The following is a 15,138-nucleotide window of genomic DNA, read 5'->3' as shown; positions in this document are numbered from 1 at the left end:
GGTCAACGGTCCGTCCCCGCGCGTTCGAAGGCGCGGCGCAGGCCTCTGCGCAACTCTTGCTCCAACCACGTCGACGACACCTGGCGGCTGGTCGGCAGCGCGCGGATCACCACCTGATCGCGGTGATCGAGATCGGTCAGCATGCCGGCGACCGCGTGCCGCAGCCGGCGCGAGACCCGATGACGATCGACGGCCGAACCGACGGACTTCGCGACAATCAGCCCGACCCGCGGGCCGGGTTCGCCTTCATCTCCGCGCCGCACGTGGACGACGAGATCGGGCTGCGCGGTGCGCACCCCATATTTCACTGTCGCGTCGAATTCCCGTGACCGCCTCATGCGGTTGCGCGCGGGAAGCACCGCCAACACGCCTGTCGGATCAGATCAGGCAGATAGCGCGCGGCGGCCCTTGCGGCGCCGCCCAGACACGATGGCGCGCCCGGCACGGGTACGCATGCGCAGCCGAAAGCCATGCACCCGCGCCCGGCGTCGGTTGTTCGGCTGGAAGGTCCGCTTGCCCTTGGCCACGGCGTTCTCCTCGTTCTGTTTCGCTAGAAGCTTGTCCCCGCCATCCGGCCGTTCACGTTTGGCTCAGCTAGATTGCTTCGTGATTCGGTCGAAAGGTAGTTCATGCTGCTGGCCGGCGCGGTCCCCGGGCGAATAACTCCTGGGTCGCAGCCGTATCGCCGACTTTCGGGCGACTGTATGAGGGTACTGACGAGCGTTCGCTGGGTCAAACTTGGCCTGCCCCAACGGTCGCACTGACACCCGGGTTGAAATCTTGGCTTCCGGCGCGGCCCTCCGGCACGACATCTTCGACAAGCCGCAGCACGCCCTGGCACACCCTAAAGAACGTGACTGGAATACAGCAGAACTGTTGGCAGCCGCACGGAAAACTGTTAGCTTCGGGCAATGCCGTTTCAGACCGGAGCGGCGCTCGACAACGAAGCATGATGGCGGATCTACCTGCTGTGCAGGCGACCTAGCCCGGGTTGTCTCCAGTCCGTGGATCGCGAGCCGTCGCCGGTAGGTTGCGGCCCGTGTACGCCTATCCTGTCCACACCTGTGTATAACTATGTGGACAGTTGCTTTGTCGCCAGCATGATTGCGCCTCGATGTCGGACCAGGGAGATGCGTCGTTGACCGATGACCCCGGTTCTGGTTTCACGACAGTGTGGAATGCGGTCGTCTCTGAACTCAACGGCGATTCCGACACGGACGGTGCCCCCGGTAATCGCACGACTCTTGTCACCCCGCTCACCCCGCAGCAGCGCGCGTGGCTCAATCTTGTTCAGCCGCTGACCATCGTCGAGGGCTTCGCCCTGCTGTCGGTGCCGAGCAGTTTTGTGCAGAACGAGATCGAGCGGCATCTGCGCACCCCGATCACGGATGCGCTGAGCCGACGGCTCGGCCAACAGATTCAACTGGGAGTGCGCATCGCTCCGCCCGCCGACGACGCGGACGACGCCCCTATTCCGCAAGGCGACACCTTCACCGATGACGTCGGGCTAGAAACGTCAAGTGACGCTGACGAGGCCGACGAAAACGGTGAAGCGATCGGCGTCGAGCAGAACTGGCCCAACTACTTCGCCGAACGGCCGCACAGCAACGACGCCGCCGCGGCCGCCGGCGGAACCAGCCTCAACCGGCGCTACACCTTCGAAACTTTCGTCATCGGCGCCTCGAATCGGTTTGCCCATGCCGCGGCCCTGGCCATCGCCGAAGCGCCGGCCCGCGCCTACAACCCCCTTTTCATCTGGGGCGAGTCCGGGTTGGGCAAGACCCACTTGTTGCATGCCGCAGGCAATTACGCGCAGCGGCTCTTCCCTGGCATGCGCGTCAAGTACGTGTCCACCGAGGAATTCACCAACGACTTCATCAACTCGCTTCGCGACGATCGCAAGGTCGCGTTCAAGCGCAGCTACCGCGACGTCGATGTGCTGCTGGTCGATGACATTCAGTTCATCGAGGGCAAAGAAGGCATCCAGGAAGAGTTCTTCCACACCTTCAACACGCTGCACAACGCCAACAAGCAGATCGTCATCTCGTCGGACCGGCCACCCAAACAACTCGCCACCCTGGAAGACCGGCTGCGAACCCGGTTCGAGTGGGGCCTGATCACCGACGTCCAGCCGCCCGAACTGGAAACCCGTATCGCGATTCTGCGCAAGAAAGCACAGATGGAACGACTCGCGGTACCCGACGATGTCCTCGAGCTCATCGCCAGCAGCATTGAACGCAACATCCGCGAGCTCGAGGGAGCCCTGATCCGCGTCACCGCGTTCGCCTCGCTGAACAAGACGCCGATCGACAAGTCGCTGGCCGAGATCGTGCTGCGCGACCTGATCGCCGATGCCAGCACCATGCAAATCAGCGCGGCGACCATCATGGCCGCCACCGCCGAATACTTCGACACCACGGTCGAAGAGTTACGCGGGCCCGGCAAGACCCGGGCGCTGGCTCAGTCGCGCCAGATCGCGATGTACCTGTGTCGCGAGCTCACCGATCTGTCACTCCCGAAGATCGGCCAGGCGTTCGGCCGGGACCACACCACGGTCATGTACGCGCAACGAAAGATCTTGTCCGAGATGGCCGAGCGGCGTGAGGTCTTCGATCACGTCAAAGAACTCACCACTCGCATCCGTCAGCGCTCCAAGCGCTGATTTCGGCCACCGCGCGCCAAACTTTTTCAAAAAACTTCCCGCACGTCTGTAACTCCAGTCACACCCCAACGATGTGCGCAGCATTGTGTACAAACGTGCCAAATAACAGTGCAGCGATCTGGGCTGACCTGCACACCGCCGACCCATCCCCAGTGGCCCAACATCGGCTGCACAGTTACCAACCGTGTCATCCACAAGCAGATCGCCGTGCTAGCTGCACCGCTGTGGGTCTGTCCCCAGAATGCACAGGCCTTAATACTGGTACTGAGATCTATTCGTTGTTTCTTCTTTGAAGAACAGGTTTGGGGACACGTCGCTACACAGCACCCGCGAAGCTGTCGTCCACTCGGCTTGTCGGCCTTTGCGATTAGCTTTCAAGATGGGCGCAGAAGCTCTACGGTTGTGATTCGACTCCCGTTGTGGACGTCGTGACGCGTTACCCGTCATGGACGTTCGTTGCGGGGCCCTGGATTTTGAACTTTGGTAGGTGAAGGGACGCTATGGACGTGGCGACGACAAGTGCTGGTCTCACCGATCTGAAGTTTCGCCTGGTCCGAGAATCTTTTGCCGACGCGGTGTCGTGGGTTGCGAAGAACCTGCCGAGCCGTCCGGCGGTTCCCGTGCTGTCCGGCGTGTTGTTGACCGGCTCCGATGAGGGTTTGACGATCTCGGGATTCGACTACGAAGTTTCCGCCGAGGCACAGATTGCGGCCGAAATCGCTTCTCCTGGAAGTGTTTTGGTGTCGGGACGACTGTTGTCAGATATCACTCGGGCATTGCCGGACAAGCCGATCGACTTTTACGTCGACGGCAATCGAGTCGCGCTGACGTGCGGCAGTGCCAAGTTTTCGTTGCCGACGATGGCGGTTGAGGATTACCCGACGCTGCCGACGCTGCCGGAAGAGACCGGGACCTTGCCGTCGGATTTGTTCGCCGAGGCCATCGGTCAGGTCGCGATTGCCGCCGGCCGCGATGACACGTTGCCGATGTTGACCGGCATCCGGGTCGAGATCTCGGGTGAGACGGTCGTTTTGGCCGCCACCGACAGGTTCCGTCTGGCGGTTCGTGAGCTGACGTGGTCGGCGTTGTCGTCCGACATCGAGGCGGCGGTACTGGTACCGGCCAAGACGTTGGCCGAAGCCGCCAAAACCGGTACGGACGGTTCCGAGGTTCGGTTGTCGTTGGGCGCCGGCACCGGAGTCGGAAAAGACGGGCTGCTCGGGATCAGCGGCAACGGGAAGCGCAGCACTACGCGACTGCTCGACGCCGAGTTCCCGAAGTTTCGGCAGTTGTTGCCGGCCGAGCACACCGCGGTCGCGACGATCAACGTGGCCGAGCTGACGGAGGCTATCAAGTTGGTTGCATTGGTGGCGGACCGGGGTGCGCAGGTGCGCATGGAATTCGCCGAGGGTTCGTTGCGGCTTTCGGCCGGCGCCGACGACGTGGGACGGGCCGAGGAGGAACTCGCCGTCGACTTCGCCGGCGAACCGTTGACGATCGCGTTCAACCCGACGTATTTGACCGACGGGCTCAGCTCGGTGAAGGCCGACCGAGTGTCGTTCGGCTTCACTACGCCGGGCAAGCCGGCGTTGCTGCGTCCGGCGTTCGACGAGGACAGCCATCCGACGGGCACCGGTCCGTTTTCCGCGTTGCCCACGGATTACGTCTACTTGTTGATGCCAGTTCGGTTGCCCGGATAGGTGTACGTCCGGCATTTGGGACTGCGTGACTTTCGGTCCTGGGCACACGCCGACCTCGAGCTCGAACCGGGCCGGACGGTGTTCGTCGGCCCCAACGGTTTTGGGAAGACGAATTTGGTTGAGGCACTGTGGTATTCGACCACTTTGGGGTCCCACCGGGTGGGAACCGACGCTCCACTGATCCGCGCGGGAGCGGATCGAGCCGTGATCTCGACGATCGTGGTGAACGAGGGCCGCGAATGTGCGATCGATTTGGAGATCGCCGCCGGCCGGGCGAACAAGGGCCGGTTGAACCGTTCGCCGGTGCGCAGTACTCGCGAGGTGGTCGGGGTATTACGAGCGGTGCTGTTTGCTCCCGAAGACCTGTCGCTGGTCCGCGGGGATCCGTCGGACCGGCGTCGTTATCTGGACGACTTGGCGACCGTGCGGCGCCCGGCGGTCGCCGCGCTGCGCGCGGATTACGAGAAGGTGCTGCGGCAGCGCACGGCGTTGTTGAAGTCATCGGTCGGATCGCGGCATCGAGGCGACCATGGCGCGCTGGACACCCTCGACGTGTGGGACAGCCGGTTGGCCGAGCACGGCGCCGAATTGATGGCCGCGCGGATCGATCTGGTGAATCAGCTGGCACCGGAGGTGGAGAAGGCATACCAGCTGCTGGCGCCGGGTTCGCGCCCGGCGGCAATCAACTACCGAACTAGCATCGACGGGTTGGGTATCGAGGGTGCGCAAGACACCACGGGTACCGACCGCGAGTTTTTGGAAGCCGCGCTGCTGGCCGCACTGGCGGCGCGGCGCGGCGCCGAATTGGAACGCGGGGTGTGTCTGGTGGGCCCGCACCGCGACGACTTGGAGCTGCGTCTCGGTGATCAACCAGCGAAAGGCTTTGCTAGCCACGGGGAATCGTGGTCTTTTGCGATTGCGCTGCGGCTGGCGGCCTATGAGTTGCTTCGTGAGGATGGCAGCGAGCCGGTGCTGTTGCTCGACGACGTGTTCGCCGAACTCGACGCCGCCCGCCGCCGCGCCCTGGCCGCAGTGGCCGAATCGGCGGAACAGGTATTGGTAACCGCGGCGGTACTGGAAGATATCCCGGCGGGCTGGGACGCTAGGCGGGTGCACATCGACTTGCAAGACGATGACACCGGCCGGGTTTCGGTGATGCAACCATGACCGGCAGCGGCGACGACGCGGCACCCGCCGAAACACCAAGTGGGCTCAGCGGTATCGACTTGGTGCGACGCACCCTCGAAGAGGCGCGTGCGGCGGCCCGCGCACAGGGCAAGGACGCCGGGCGCGGGCGCGGCGGCAATGCCGTCCCGCGCCGGGTCGCCGGGCAACGGCGAAGATGGTCGGGGCCGGGACCCGACGTTCGCGATCCACAACCCATGGGAAGCGTCGCCCGCGACCTCGCGAAAAAGCGCGGCTGGTCGGGCCGCGTCGCCGAGGGCACTGTGCTCGGGCACTGGGCGTCGGTGGTGGGTCAGCAGATCGCCGACCACGCGACTCCGACCGCGCTGAGCGAGGGCGTCCTCAGCGTGACGGCCGAATCCACCGCCTGGGCCACGCAATTGCGGATGATCCAGGCGCAATTGTTGGCCAAGATCGCGGCCGCCGTGGGCAACGGTGTGGTGACGTCGCTGAAAATCACCGGCCCGGCCGCCCCCTCCTGGCGAAAGGGACCCCGACACATCTCCGGCCGGGGCCCGCGCGACACCTACGGCTGACACAATTGAGGCGTTCATCCGTGCTCGCGGGCAAGTTGGACGGCAGGCAGATCCAGGGCAGGTTCGAGCGCCGGTTCATGCAACGCAGCAATTCGGGTATCCAGCTCACCAGCCCGCCGATACCGTTGGATTCGGTTAGCTAGTCCTCAGTGGGGGTCAAGCTAACTACGTTGTCCGGCAAGGAAAGCCGCTGCCACACAAGGATTGCTTCCGGGCCTTGCACCCCGGCAACACCGGGGACCGAATAAGCCCGATATCGGCGGCAACCGAGATCAAGGCCGCCAGTTCGATGCGCGCTTGTCACTAGGCGCGGTTGGCGATTTCCCGGAGTGTGGGTAGTACGCGTTGGTCTTTTGGACGGTTGGCCGCCTGTTTGGATCGGATCACGTCGCTCAGTGAGGCGATTTCCACTGTGGTGGCGTAGATTTCGACTGAGGTAGCGTCGCGGTGGAGGTCTCGGTAACCGTGGGTGCCAGAAGGCTCGAACGCAACGTCGAGGTCGCCGGCGTCGGTGACGAGGCTCCACGTCTGAGCGGCCGCCAATCCCCTTGCGTCGCAAGCGAAAGTCAGGCCCTCAGGCACGGATTCCGTACGAATCTTGGCGTTGAGCTCTCGTAGAGCGGCAGCCAAGCGGGTGAGGTTGGCAGGGGTACCATCAGGCGTGATATCGGCGTCCTCGGTAGGGAAAGGGGAACCGTGATAGACCGCGGCGAGGCCGCCGATCAGTACATAGACCACCTTGTGGCGGTTGAGCACCTGGAACAGTCTTTCCAGATCAAGTTCCATGTCAGGCCTCGCGCATCTTTCTGAGTTGGCGTGCCAGACGTGAGTGGCGATCGAGCCGATCTTGCCCCGAAAGGTGAGCAAGGCGGGCGGCCTGTGCCAGGTCGCTTTCGTCGTGGGTCACGATGTGTAATTCGAGGTCAAGCCCGCACAGTCGGATCAACCGGATCACATCGTCGAGGCTGATGGCGGTGGATCCTGATTCCCACCGGGCGACGGCGGGTTGCGCGGTGCCGGCACGCGCGGCGAGTTCGGCCTGTGTAAGTCCGGCGCGGCGGCGCGCTTCGCGAATCAGATTTCCACCGTACGAACTCACGACGAGAGCATAACAGATCTGTTATATATTATTCCTGTTAGGGCAACCGGCTAGTGGCCAACGAACACGCACTCTCGACGGCTGAAACCCTTTCCATCCAAACGCCGCCGGACTGCAGCACTCCCACCGCAGGTCCCCACCACGCGACCCCACTAGCTACAGAATGCGACAATTGCTCCCATCAACAAGACGTAAAGGTTAGCCCCCTCAGATCCGCGAGAACGAAACGGACCCCCGCTGCGCACGTCCGGACGCGGCGTCAATAGAGAAATTAAGCGCACGGCGCGTCCAGATAGGTAGAAACGCGCCCAGAAAATCGGTCCCGGCCCCCGATCACGGTAGAGTGGAGGGATGCGACTGCTGCGGTGACTGGATCCGCCCGCATGAAACCCCGAGGAGAGCATTCCGACCGTGGCTGCCCAGAAGAAGAAGGCGCAAGACGAATACGGCGCGTCAGCGATCACCGTGCTCGAAGGCCTGGAGGCCGTCCGTAAACGCCCCGGCATGTACATCGGGTCTACCGGCGAGCGAGGCCTGCACCACCTCATCTGGGAGGTGGTCGACAACTCGGTGGACGAGGCGATGGCCGGCTACGCCAACCAGGTCGATGTGCGCATCCTCGACGACGGCAGCGTCGAAGTCGCCGACAACGGCCGTGGGATCCCGGTCGCCATGCATGCCACCGGTGCACCGACCGTCGACGTGGTCATGACGCAACTCCACGCCGGCGGCAAGTTCGGCGGCGAGAACAGTGGCTACAACGTCAGTGGTGGTTTGCACGGCGTCGGGGTGTCGGTCGTCAACGCGCTATCGAGACGGCTCGAGGTGGACATTGCCCGAGACGGCTACGAGTGGTCGCAGTACTACGACCGAGCGGTACCCGGGACGCTGAAACAGGGTGAGGCCACCAAGAGGACAGGAACCACGATCAGGTTCTGGGCCGACTCCGACATCTTCGAAACCACCGACTACGACTTCGAGACGGTGGCGCGCCGACTGCAGGAAATGGCATTCCTGAACAAGGGATTGACCATCAACCTCACCGACGAGCGAGTCTCCCGTGACGAGGTGGTCGACGACGTCGTCAGCGACACCGCCGAAGCACCCAAGACGGCGGAAGAAAAGGCCGCCGAGTCGACCGCCCCGCACAAGGTGAAGAAGCGCACCTTCCACTACCCGGGCGGCCTGGTCGATTTCGTCAAGCACATCAACCGCACCAAAAGCCCAATTCAGCAGAGCATCATCGATTTCGAAGGCAAGGGCACCGGCCACGAGGTCGAGATCGCCATGCAGTGGAACGGCGGATACTCCGAGTCGGTGCACACCTTCGCCAATACGATCAACACGCATGAGGGCGGCACGCACGAAGAGGGCTTCCGCAGTGCGCTGACGTCGGTGGTGAACAAGTACGCCAAAGACAAGAAGCTGCTGAAGGAAAAGGACGCCAACCTCACCGGCGACGACATCCGGGAAGGCCTGGCCGCGGTGATCTCGGTGAAGGTCAGCGAACCGCAGTTCGAGGGCCAGACCAAAACCAAGCTGGGCAACACCGAGGTCAAGTCGTTCGTGCAGAAAGTGTGCAACGAACAGCTGACCCACTGGTTCGAGGCTAACCCGTCCGAGGCGAAAACCGTTGTGAACAAAGCGGTGTCCTCGGCGCAGGCCCGCATCGCGGCGCGTAAGGCGCGAGAGTTGGTGCGGCGCAAGAGTGCGACCGATCTGGGTGGCTTGCCGGGCAAGCTTGCCGACTGCCGTTCCACCGATCCGCGTAAGTCAGAACTGTATGTGGTGGAGGGTGATTCGGCCGGCGGCTCGGCCAAAAGCGGCCGCGACTCGATGTTCCAGGCGATCCTGCCGCTGCGCGGCAAGATCATCAACGTGGAGAAGGCGCGCATCGACCGCGTCCTGAAAAACACCGAAGTCCAGGCGATCATCACCGCACTGGGCACCGGCATCCACGACGAATTCGACATCACCAAGCTGCGCTACCACAAGATCGTGCTGATGGCCGACGCCGACGTCGACGGCCAGCACATCTCGACGCTGTTGTTGACGTTGCTGTTCCGCTTCATGCGCCCGCTGATCGAACACGGCCACGTGTTCTTGGCCCAACCGCCGCTGTACAAGTTGAAGTGGCAACGCAGCGATCCCGAATTCGCCTACTCCGACCGCGAACGCGACGGCCTACTCGAGGCCGGCGCCAAGGGGGGCAAAAAGATCAACAAGGACGACGGCATCCAGCGCTACAAGGGTCTGGGCGAAATGGACGCCAAGGAGTTGTGGGAAACCACCATGGACCCCACCGTCCGGGTACTGCGCCAAGTCACCCTCGACGACGCCGCCTCCGCCGACGAGCTGTTCTCCATCCTGATGGGCGAAGACGTCGACGCCCGCCGCAGCTTCATCACCCGAAACGCCAAAGACGTTCGCTTCCTGGATGTTTGAGCAATCAGACCGGCCACCGTTGATCGACCAACGAGGACTACATGACTGACACCACGCTGCCCCCGGGTGACGACTCCGTCGACCGCATCGAACCGGTTGACATTCAGCAGGAGATGCAGCGCAGCTACATCGATTACGCGATGAGCGTGATCGTGGGCCGCGCGCTTCCGGAGGTGCGTGACGGCCTCAAGCCGGTGCACCGCCGGGTTCTCTATGCGATGTACGACTCCGGGTTCCGCCCGGACCGCAGCCACGCGAAGTCGGCGCGGTCGGTCGCCGAAACGATGGGTAACTACCACCCGCACGGTGACGCGTCGATCTACGACACGTTGGTGCGGATGGCGCAGCCGTGGTCGCTGCGCTACCCGTTGGTCGACGGGCAGGGCAACTTCGGCTCGCCGGGCAACGACCCGCCCGCCGCGATGCGGTACACCGAGGCGCGGCTGACGCCGTTGGCCATGGAGATGTTGCGCGAAATCGACGAGGAGACAGTCGATTTCATCCCCAACTATGACGGCCGGGTGCAGGAGCCGACCGTTCTGCCGAGCCGGTTCCCCAACCTGCTGGCCAACGGTTCGGGCGGCATCGCGGTCGGCATGGCGACCAACATCCCGCCGCACAACCTGGGCGAACTCGCCGAGGCGGTGTTCTGGTGCCTGGACAATCACGAGGCCGATGAAGAGGCGACGCTGGCCGCGGTCTGCGAACGGGTCAAGGGCCCGGACTTCCCCACCCATGGTCTGATCGTCGGTTCGCAGGGGATCCACGACGCCTACACCACCGGCCGCGGCTCCATCCGGATGCGCGGAGTCGTTGAGGTAGAAGAGGATTCGCGCGGCCGGACCGCGCTGGTCATCACGGAGTTGCCGTATCAGGTCAACCACGACAATTTCATCACGTCGATCGCAGAGCAGGTCCGCGACGGAAAGCTCGCCGGGATCTCCAACATCGAGGACCAGTCCAGTGACCGGGTCGGCCTGCGGATCGTCGTCGAGGTCAAGCGCGACGCCGTGGCCAAGGTGGTGCTGAACAACCTCTACAAGCACACCCAGCTGCAGACCAGCTTCGGCGCGAACATGTTGTCGATCGTCGACGGCGTGCCGCGCACGCTGCGGCTGGACCAGATGATCCGCTACTACGTCGCGCACCAACTCGACGTGATCATCCGTCGCACCACCTATCGGTTGCGAAAAGCCAACGAGCGGGCCCACATTCTGCGCGGTCTGGTCAAAGCGCTGGACGCGCTGGACGAAGTCATCGCGCTAATCCGGGCATCGGAAACCGTCGACATCGCCCGGGCCGGTTTGATCGACCTGCTCGATATCGACGAGATCCAGGCCCAGGCCATCCTGGACATGCAGCTGCGCCGGCTGGCCGCCCTGGAGCGCCAGCGCATCGTCGACGACCTGGCCAAGATCGAAGCCGAGATCGCCGACCTGGAAGACATCCTCGCCAAGCCGGAACGGCAGCGCGGAATCGTGCACGACGAACTCGCCGAGATCGTCGAGAAGCACGGCGACACGCGGCGGACCCGGATCATCGCGGCCGACGGCGACGTCAACGACGAGGATCTGATCGCGCGCGAGGACGTCGTCGTCACGATCACCGAAACCGGCTACGCCAAGCGCACCAAGACGGACCTTTACCGCAGCCAGAAACGCGGCGGCAAGGGTGTGCAGGGGGCAGGCCTCAAGCAGGACGACATCGTCGCGCACTTCTTCGTGTCCTCCACGCACGACTGGATCCTGTTCTTCACCACGCAGGGGCGGGTGTATCGGGCAAAGGCGTACGAGCTGCCGGAGGCGTCGCGGACGGCGCGCGGCCAACACGTCGCCAACCTGTTGGCTTTCCAGCCGGAGGAGCGCATCGCTCAGGTCATTCAGATCCGCAGCTACGAGGACGCGCCGTATTTGGTGCTGGCCACCAAGAATGGTCTGGTCAAAAAGTCCAAGCTGACCGACTTCGACTCCAACCGTTCGGGCGGGATCGTCGCTGTCAACCTGCGCGACGGCGACGAATTGGTCGGTGCCGTGCTTTGCTCGGCCGAGGACGATCTGCTCCTGGTCTCGGCCAACGGGCAATCCATCAGGTTCTCGGCGACCGACGAGGCACTGCGACCGATGGGCCGGGCCACCTCCGGCGTGCAGGGCATGCGATTCAACGAGGACGACCGGCTGCTGTCGCTGAATGTGGTGCAGGAAGGCATGTTCCTGCTCGTGGCCACGGCCGGTGGCTACGCCAAGCGCACCGCGATCGAGGAGTACCCGGTGCAGGGTCGCGGCGGTAAGGGAGTTCTGACCGTTCAGTACGACCGCCGGCGTGGCAGTTTGGTCGGGGCGTTGATCGTCGACGACGACAGCGAGCTCTACGCGATCACATCGGGCGGCGGGGTCATCCGCACCGCGGCACGCCAGGTCCGCAAGGCCGGGCGGCAGACCAAGGGCGTTCGGTTGATGAACCTGGGTGAGGGCGACACGCTGTTGGCCATTGCCCGTAACGCCGAGGAAAGCGCCGACGACGAGGTCGACGAAGGCGACGGCGGCGAGGGGCCGGAGAGCTAGCCCAACAGGGGCTGCGGGCCGGGCAGGCGCCTGCCAAGGGACTGCCACCGGACGCGGGCAATTAGACTCAGCCCGACCAGAGACAATGCGGGGGCCACCGACCGGGCGGCCCAGGCAGCGGAGGTAAGGAGTCGGGGTGACCTCACCGAGCGAGCCGGGTGCCCCCAAGAAGGGCGACAGCCAGAACGGGGATGTTTCGGCCGAGCGTGCCGGCGCACACCCGCGCGGGACGCCCACCCAGAGCGGGGATTCGCCGCCGTGGCAGCGCGGCGCGGCCCGCGCCGCCAACGCCGGGAATCGGCCGAGCGAACCGCCGACCGAGGCGCGGCCGCAGGGCCCGCCTTCCGGTGTCGACGCCCGGCTGAACCGCTTCATTTCGGGTGGCAACACTGCGGGGCAAGCTCCGTCGAGGCGGGACGACTTCGACGCGCCGAGTCGCGGTGACGGGCCGACGAACGAGGCCTACGCCAGCGAGTTGCCGGACCTGTCCGGCGGGATTCCGCGCGGATCGCAGCGCAGCACCACGTCGGAGCGCAGCTCGGATTCGTCGCAGCCGGCGGGCTCGGGGCGCACGACGAGCACGGAATCCCGGGAGAACCGGGACAGCCTGGTTCAGGTGCCGCGGCGCCGAGGGGGCCCGGTGCGGGCCAGCATGCAGGTCCGCCGGATCGACCCGTGGAGCACCTTGAAGGTGTCCCTGATGCTTTCGGTGGCGCTGTTCTTCGTCTGGATGATCGCCGTAGCGTTCCTCTACCTCGTGCTCGGCGGCATGGGCGTGTGGGCCAAGCTCAACAGCAACGTCGGTGACCTCCTGAACAACACCAGCGGCAGCAGTGGAGAACTGGTCTCGAGCGGCACGATCTTCGGTGGCGCCGTGCTGATCGGCCTGGTCAACATCGTCTTGCTGACGGCGATGGCCACGATCGGCGCGTTCGTCTACAACCTGACGACCGACCTGATCGGCGGCATCGAAGTCACGTTGGCCGACCGGGATTAGTGCAGGTTTGGGGTGGGGCGGCGATTGCGGTAATCTCGTCGCTCGGCTGTACGCGAGTACGGGCCTATAGCTCAGGCGGTTAGAGCGCTTCGCTGATAACGAAGAGGTCGGAGGTTCGAGTCCTCCTAGGCCCACAACCATGTGCCCGTCAAGACGTTGTGTGAGACTTGCATTGCCGTTGGCACTGATTGCCTTGGTGGCGGCGGTAATGCGGTCACGCCGCGGGGTCGAAATTTGGCACGTGGCAGCGGTTGATCCCACACCCGTTAACCGGGAAGAGGGGCCTTAGCTCAGTTGGTAGAGCACTGCCTTTGCAAGGCAGGTGTCAGGGGTTCGATTCCCCTAGGCTCCACACACCCTAGGCTCCACAAATTGATAGCGGCGATCGGAATTCTGGCCAGTGCGCCGAATTACCGGCTCCCCCTTCGACGTTGGCCCCTGAGCCGCATCGGCGGCACCACGCCCATTTGCTGCTAGGCAATGACCCCACTTGGCGGGCGCGCCTACACTATTAGCTGTATCGTGCGGCTCATGATGAAATCAGCGCGGGTTGCCGGCACCGTGACGCTGGGGGCGGCACTCACGATCGGCGGAATTGGAATTGGCATCGGAATGGCTCCACCCGCGTCGGCGGGCTGTCAGGCCACCATCGTTCCGGGCGAGTCTTATTGCGACAAACCCGTAGGCCCGAATGGGGTTTGGGAGCGGTGCCACCAGGGCCCCAGTTACCCGGTGTTCGGCGGCCGCGGCGTGATCGAGGACATCACCCCGCCGCCGGAGTGCTACCCGGTTGACCCGGCGCAGCCCGTTCCGCTCGGGCAGCCGCCAAACCACATCGACGACTGAATCAGTCGCCTAGTGCGATTCGCAGGCGATGCCGTCGTTGTCCCGGTCTAGCTTTTGCTGGTAGGCGGGATCACCGCGCGGGATGTTGTAGCGACCGTCGGCCGCGGCAGCCTTGCAATTGGCGTACGGCGGGTCCGCCTGCGCGGCGGGCGCGACGATCATGCCGATACCGAGTGCAACGGCAACCGTGGCCAACGCGGCCACCAACGCGCGGATCTCCATGGGCGCACAACCTTTCCTTGCGGGCTACGATATTACGGCGAGAACTACGGCCGCGAGGTGAAATCGACCCAGACGGCTGTGGTGAGTTCCTCAGCCGCACAAGTGTTTCGCCGACCTGAGATGACGTGCGACGCTCGGTGCCGGCCCCCGGCGATCGGCCCTATTGGGTGGTGATTTGCGTCGGTGCCGGCGCGCCGGCGCATCCCGTCGCCGTCACCGACAGCACCGCGCTGATCAGGACCGCACCCAGGATCGCCTTCTTCGTCAGACGAGACATAATTGACCGCTCCGTTCATTTCGGCCCCCGTGGCCGCAACTGTAAGGCGATCCAGACAGCGCTGCTAGGTAGCGCGATACAACGGATGGCGAATGGCCGCAGTGCAATTGGTGAAATTTGCGGCCTACTGCCGGGCCGGCGTCAGGGCCGTGGCTGCACGTCCACACTGGGCGGCCGCGGCGACGGCTCGGGGTTGTCCCGGCGGGTGGAGCGCCGCACGATGCTGAACGCGGCCGCGCCGCCGGCCAGCACGACCACGGCGACGGCTCCCGCAACGAGCAACGGGCGCTTGCCCCGGCGGCGCCGGGATTTGCGCGCGTCCTGCAGCGCCTGCGGCAGGCTCGAAACCACTTCCTGCGCGGCGGCCAGCTCCTGGGCGATCGACTCCTGCGCCGCTGCGATCTCGCGAGACAGTTGACCCTGGCGGTAGCGGCGGCGCAATTCCGAGGCGGTGGACTGCACGGAGTGCGCCCCCAGGCCGATGACACCGCGGGTGACGTCCACCGGTCCCAACGCCGAGTACGTCAGGCCCCGGGACAGTCGCTGCCTAGGGGTCAGCTGGGATTCCGCCTTAGCGCTCATCTGCCGCCTTTCTGTGCCGGGCCGTG

Annotated in this window: 14 protein-coding genes and 2 tRNA genes; 10 read left to right on the top strand and 6 right to left on the bottom strand. The window is 64.5% G+C overall.

Features of this window, described 5'->3' with window-relative positions:
* Positions 1 to 2 precede the first annotated feature (2 nt).
* Together rnpA and rpmH are read right to left on the bottom strand one after the other, a co-directional pair.
* A complete protein-coding gene (rnpA, locus tag G6N55_RS17505; protein ID WP_085219583.1) occupies positions 3 to 359 on the bottom strand; it encodes a ribonuclease P protein component in 357 nt (118 codons plus the stop codon).
* A 24-nt stretch (positions 360 to 383) separates the two neighbouring features.
* The gene (gene rpmH / locus G6N55_RS17500) at positions 384 to 527 is read right to left on the bottom strand and encodes a 50S ribosomal protein L34 (protein ID WP_003874369.1); all 144 of its coding nucleotides are present in this window, start codon (positions 525 to 527) and stop codon (positions 384 to 386) included.
* A gap of 611 nt (positions 528 to 1,138) precedes the next feature.
* Here rpmH and dnaA point away from each other — a divergent pair.
* The 4 genes from dnaA to G6N55_RS17480 all read left to right on the top strand — a co-directional run bounded on the left by dnaA (position 1,139) and on the right by G6N55_RS17480 (position 6,083).
* A complete protein-coding gene (gene dnaA, locus G6N55_RS17495; RefSeq protein ID WP_085219581.1) occupies positions 1,139 to 2,662 on the top strand; it encodes a chromosomal replication initiator protein DnaA in 1,524 nt (507 codons plus the stop codon).
* Positions 2,663 to 3,162: 500 nt separating this feature from the next.
* A complete protein-coding gene (dnaN, locus tag G6N55_RS17490) occupies positions 3,163 to 4,362 on the top strand; it encodes a DNA polymerase III subunit beta (protein ID WP_085219511.1) in 1,200 nt (399 codons plus the stop codon).
* Positions 4,363 to 5,529 carry a DNA replication/repair protein RecF gene (recF, locus tag G6N55_RS17485; RefSeq protein WP_085219509.1) on the top strand — a complete coding sequence of 389 codons (1,167 nt, stop codon included), beginning with the start codon at positions 4,363 to 4,365 and terminating at the stop codon, positions 5,527 to 5,529.
* On the top strand, positions 5,526 to 6,083 hold the full coding sequence (locus tag G6N55_RS17480; RefSeq protein WP_085219507.1) for a DUF721 family protein: 558 nt from the start codon (positions 5,526 to 5,528) through the stop codon (positions 6,081 to 6,083). Before recF ends, G6N55_RS17480 begins: the two co-directional genes overlap by 4 nt.
* A gap of 303 nt (positions 6,084 to 6,386) precedes the next feature.
* Here G6N55_RS17480 and G6N55_RS17475 read toward each other — a convergent pair whose 3' ends face one another.
* Together G6N55_RS17475 and G6N55_RS17470 are read right to left on the bottom strand one after the other, a co-directional pair.
* Entirely contained in the window at positions 6,387 to 6,869 is a 483-nt protein-coding gene (locus G6N55_RS17475; RefSeq protein ID WP_085219505.1) for a hypothetical protein, read from the bottom strand.
* Between the two features lies 1 nt (position 6,870).
* The gene (locus tag G6N55_RS17470; RefSeq protein WP_232078772.1) at positions 6,871 to 7,182 is read right to left on the bottom strand and encodes a helix-turn-helix transcriptional regulator; all 312 of its coding nucleotides are present in this window, start codon (positions 7,180 to 7,182) and stop codon (positions 6,871 to 6,873) included.
* 411 nt (positions 7,183 to 7,593) lie between these two features.
* Here G6N55_RS17470 and gyrB point away from each other — a divergent pair, with 411 nt between their 5' ends.
* The 6 genes from gyrB to G6N55_RS17440 all read left to right on the top strand — a co-directional run bounded on the left by gyrB (position 7,594) and on the right by G6N55_RS17440 (position 14,031).
* Entirely contained in the window at positions 7,594 to 9,627 is a 2,034-nt protein-coding gene (gene gyrB / locus G6N55_RS17465; RefSeq protein WP_085219500.1) for a DNA topoisomerase (ATP-hydrolyzing) subunit B, read from the top strand.
* Between the two features lie 41 nt (positions 9,628 to 9,668).
* Positions 9,669 to 12,188 carry a DNA gyrase subunit A gene (gene gyrA, locus G6N55_RS17460; RefSeq protein WP_085219498.1) on the top strand — a complete coding sequence of 840 codons (2,520 nt, stop codon included), beginning with the start codon at positions 9,669 to 9,671 and terminating at the stop codon, positions 12,186 to 12,188.
* A 136-nt stretch (positions 12,189 to 12,324) separates the two neighbouring features.
* Positions 12,325 to 13,185, top strand: coding sequence for a DUF3566 domain-containing protein (locus G6N55_RS17455; protein WP_085219496.1), 861 nt, complete (start codon positions 12,325 to 12,327; stop codon positions 13,183 to 13,185).
* 60 nt (positions 13,186 to 13,245) lie between these two features.
* A tRNA-Ile gene (locus G6N55_RS17450) sits at positions 13,246 to 13,319 on the top strand.
* A gap of 145 nt (positions 13,320 to 13,464) precedes the next feature.
* Positions 13,465 to 13,537: transfer RNA gene (locus G6N55_RS17445), tRNA-Ala, on the top strand.
* Between the two features lie 179 nt (positions 13,538 to 13,716).
* Positions 13,717 to 14,031 (top strand): CDGP domain-containing protein, encoded by a 315-nt coding sequence (locus tag G6N55_RS17440; RefSeq protein ID WP_232078771.1) that lies wholly within the window; start codon positions 13,717 to 13,719, stop codon positions 14,029 to 14,031.
* 9 nt (positions 14,032 to 14,040) lie between these two features.
* On the opposite strand, the gene G6N55_RS17435 is transcribed toward G6N55_RS17440, so the two are convergent.
* Together G6N55_RS17435 and cwsA are read right to left on the bottom strand one after the other, a co-directional pair.
* The gene (locus G6N55_RS17435) at positions 14,041 to 14,193 is read right to left on the bottom strand and encodes an excalibur calcium-binding domain-containing protein (protein WP_372517619.1); all 153 of its coding nucleotides are present in this window, start codon (positions 14,191 to 14,193) and stop codon (positions 14,041 to 14,043) included.
* Positions 14,194 to 14,671: 478 nt separating this feature from the next.
* Positions 14,672 to 15,112, bottom strand: coding sequence for a cell wall synthesis protein CwsA (gene cwsA, locus G6N55_RS17430; protein ID WP_085219492.1), 441 nt, complete (start codon positions 15,110 to 15,112; stop codon positions 14,672 to 14,674).
* Positions 15,113 to 15,138 lie beyond the last annotated feature (26 nt).

Source organism: Mycobacterium florentinum (assembly GCF_010730355.1).
Taxonomy (GTDB): Bacteria; Actinomycetota; Actinomycetes; order Mycobacteriales; family Mycobacteriaceae; genus Mycobacterium; species Mycobacterium florentinum.
Note: the sequence above shows the minus strand (reverse complement) of the source record. Positions and strands in the feature narration are given on the sequence as shown.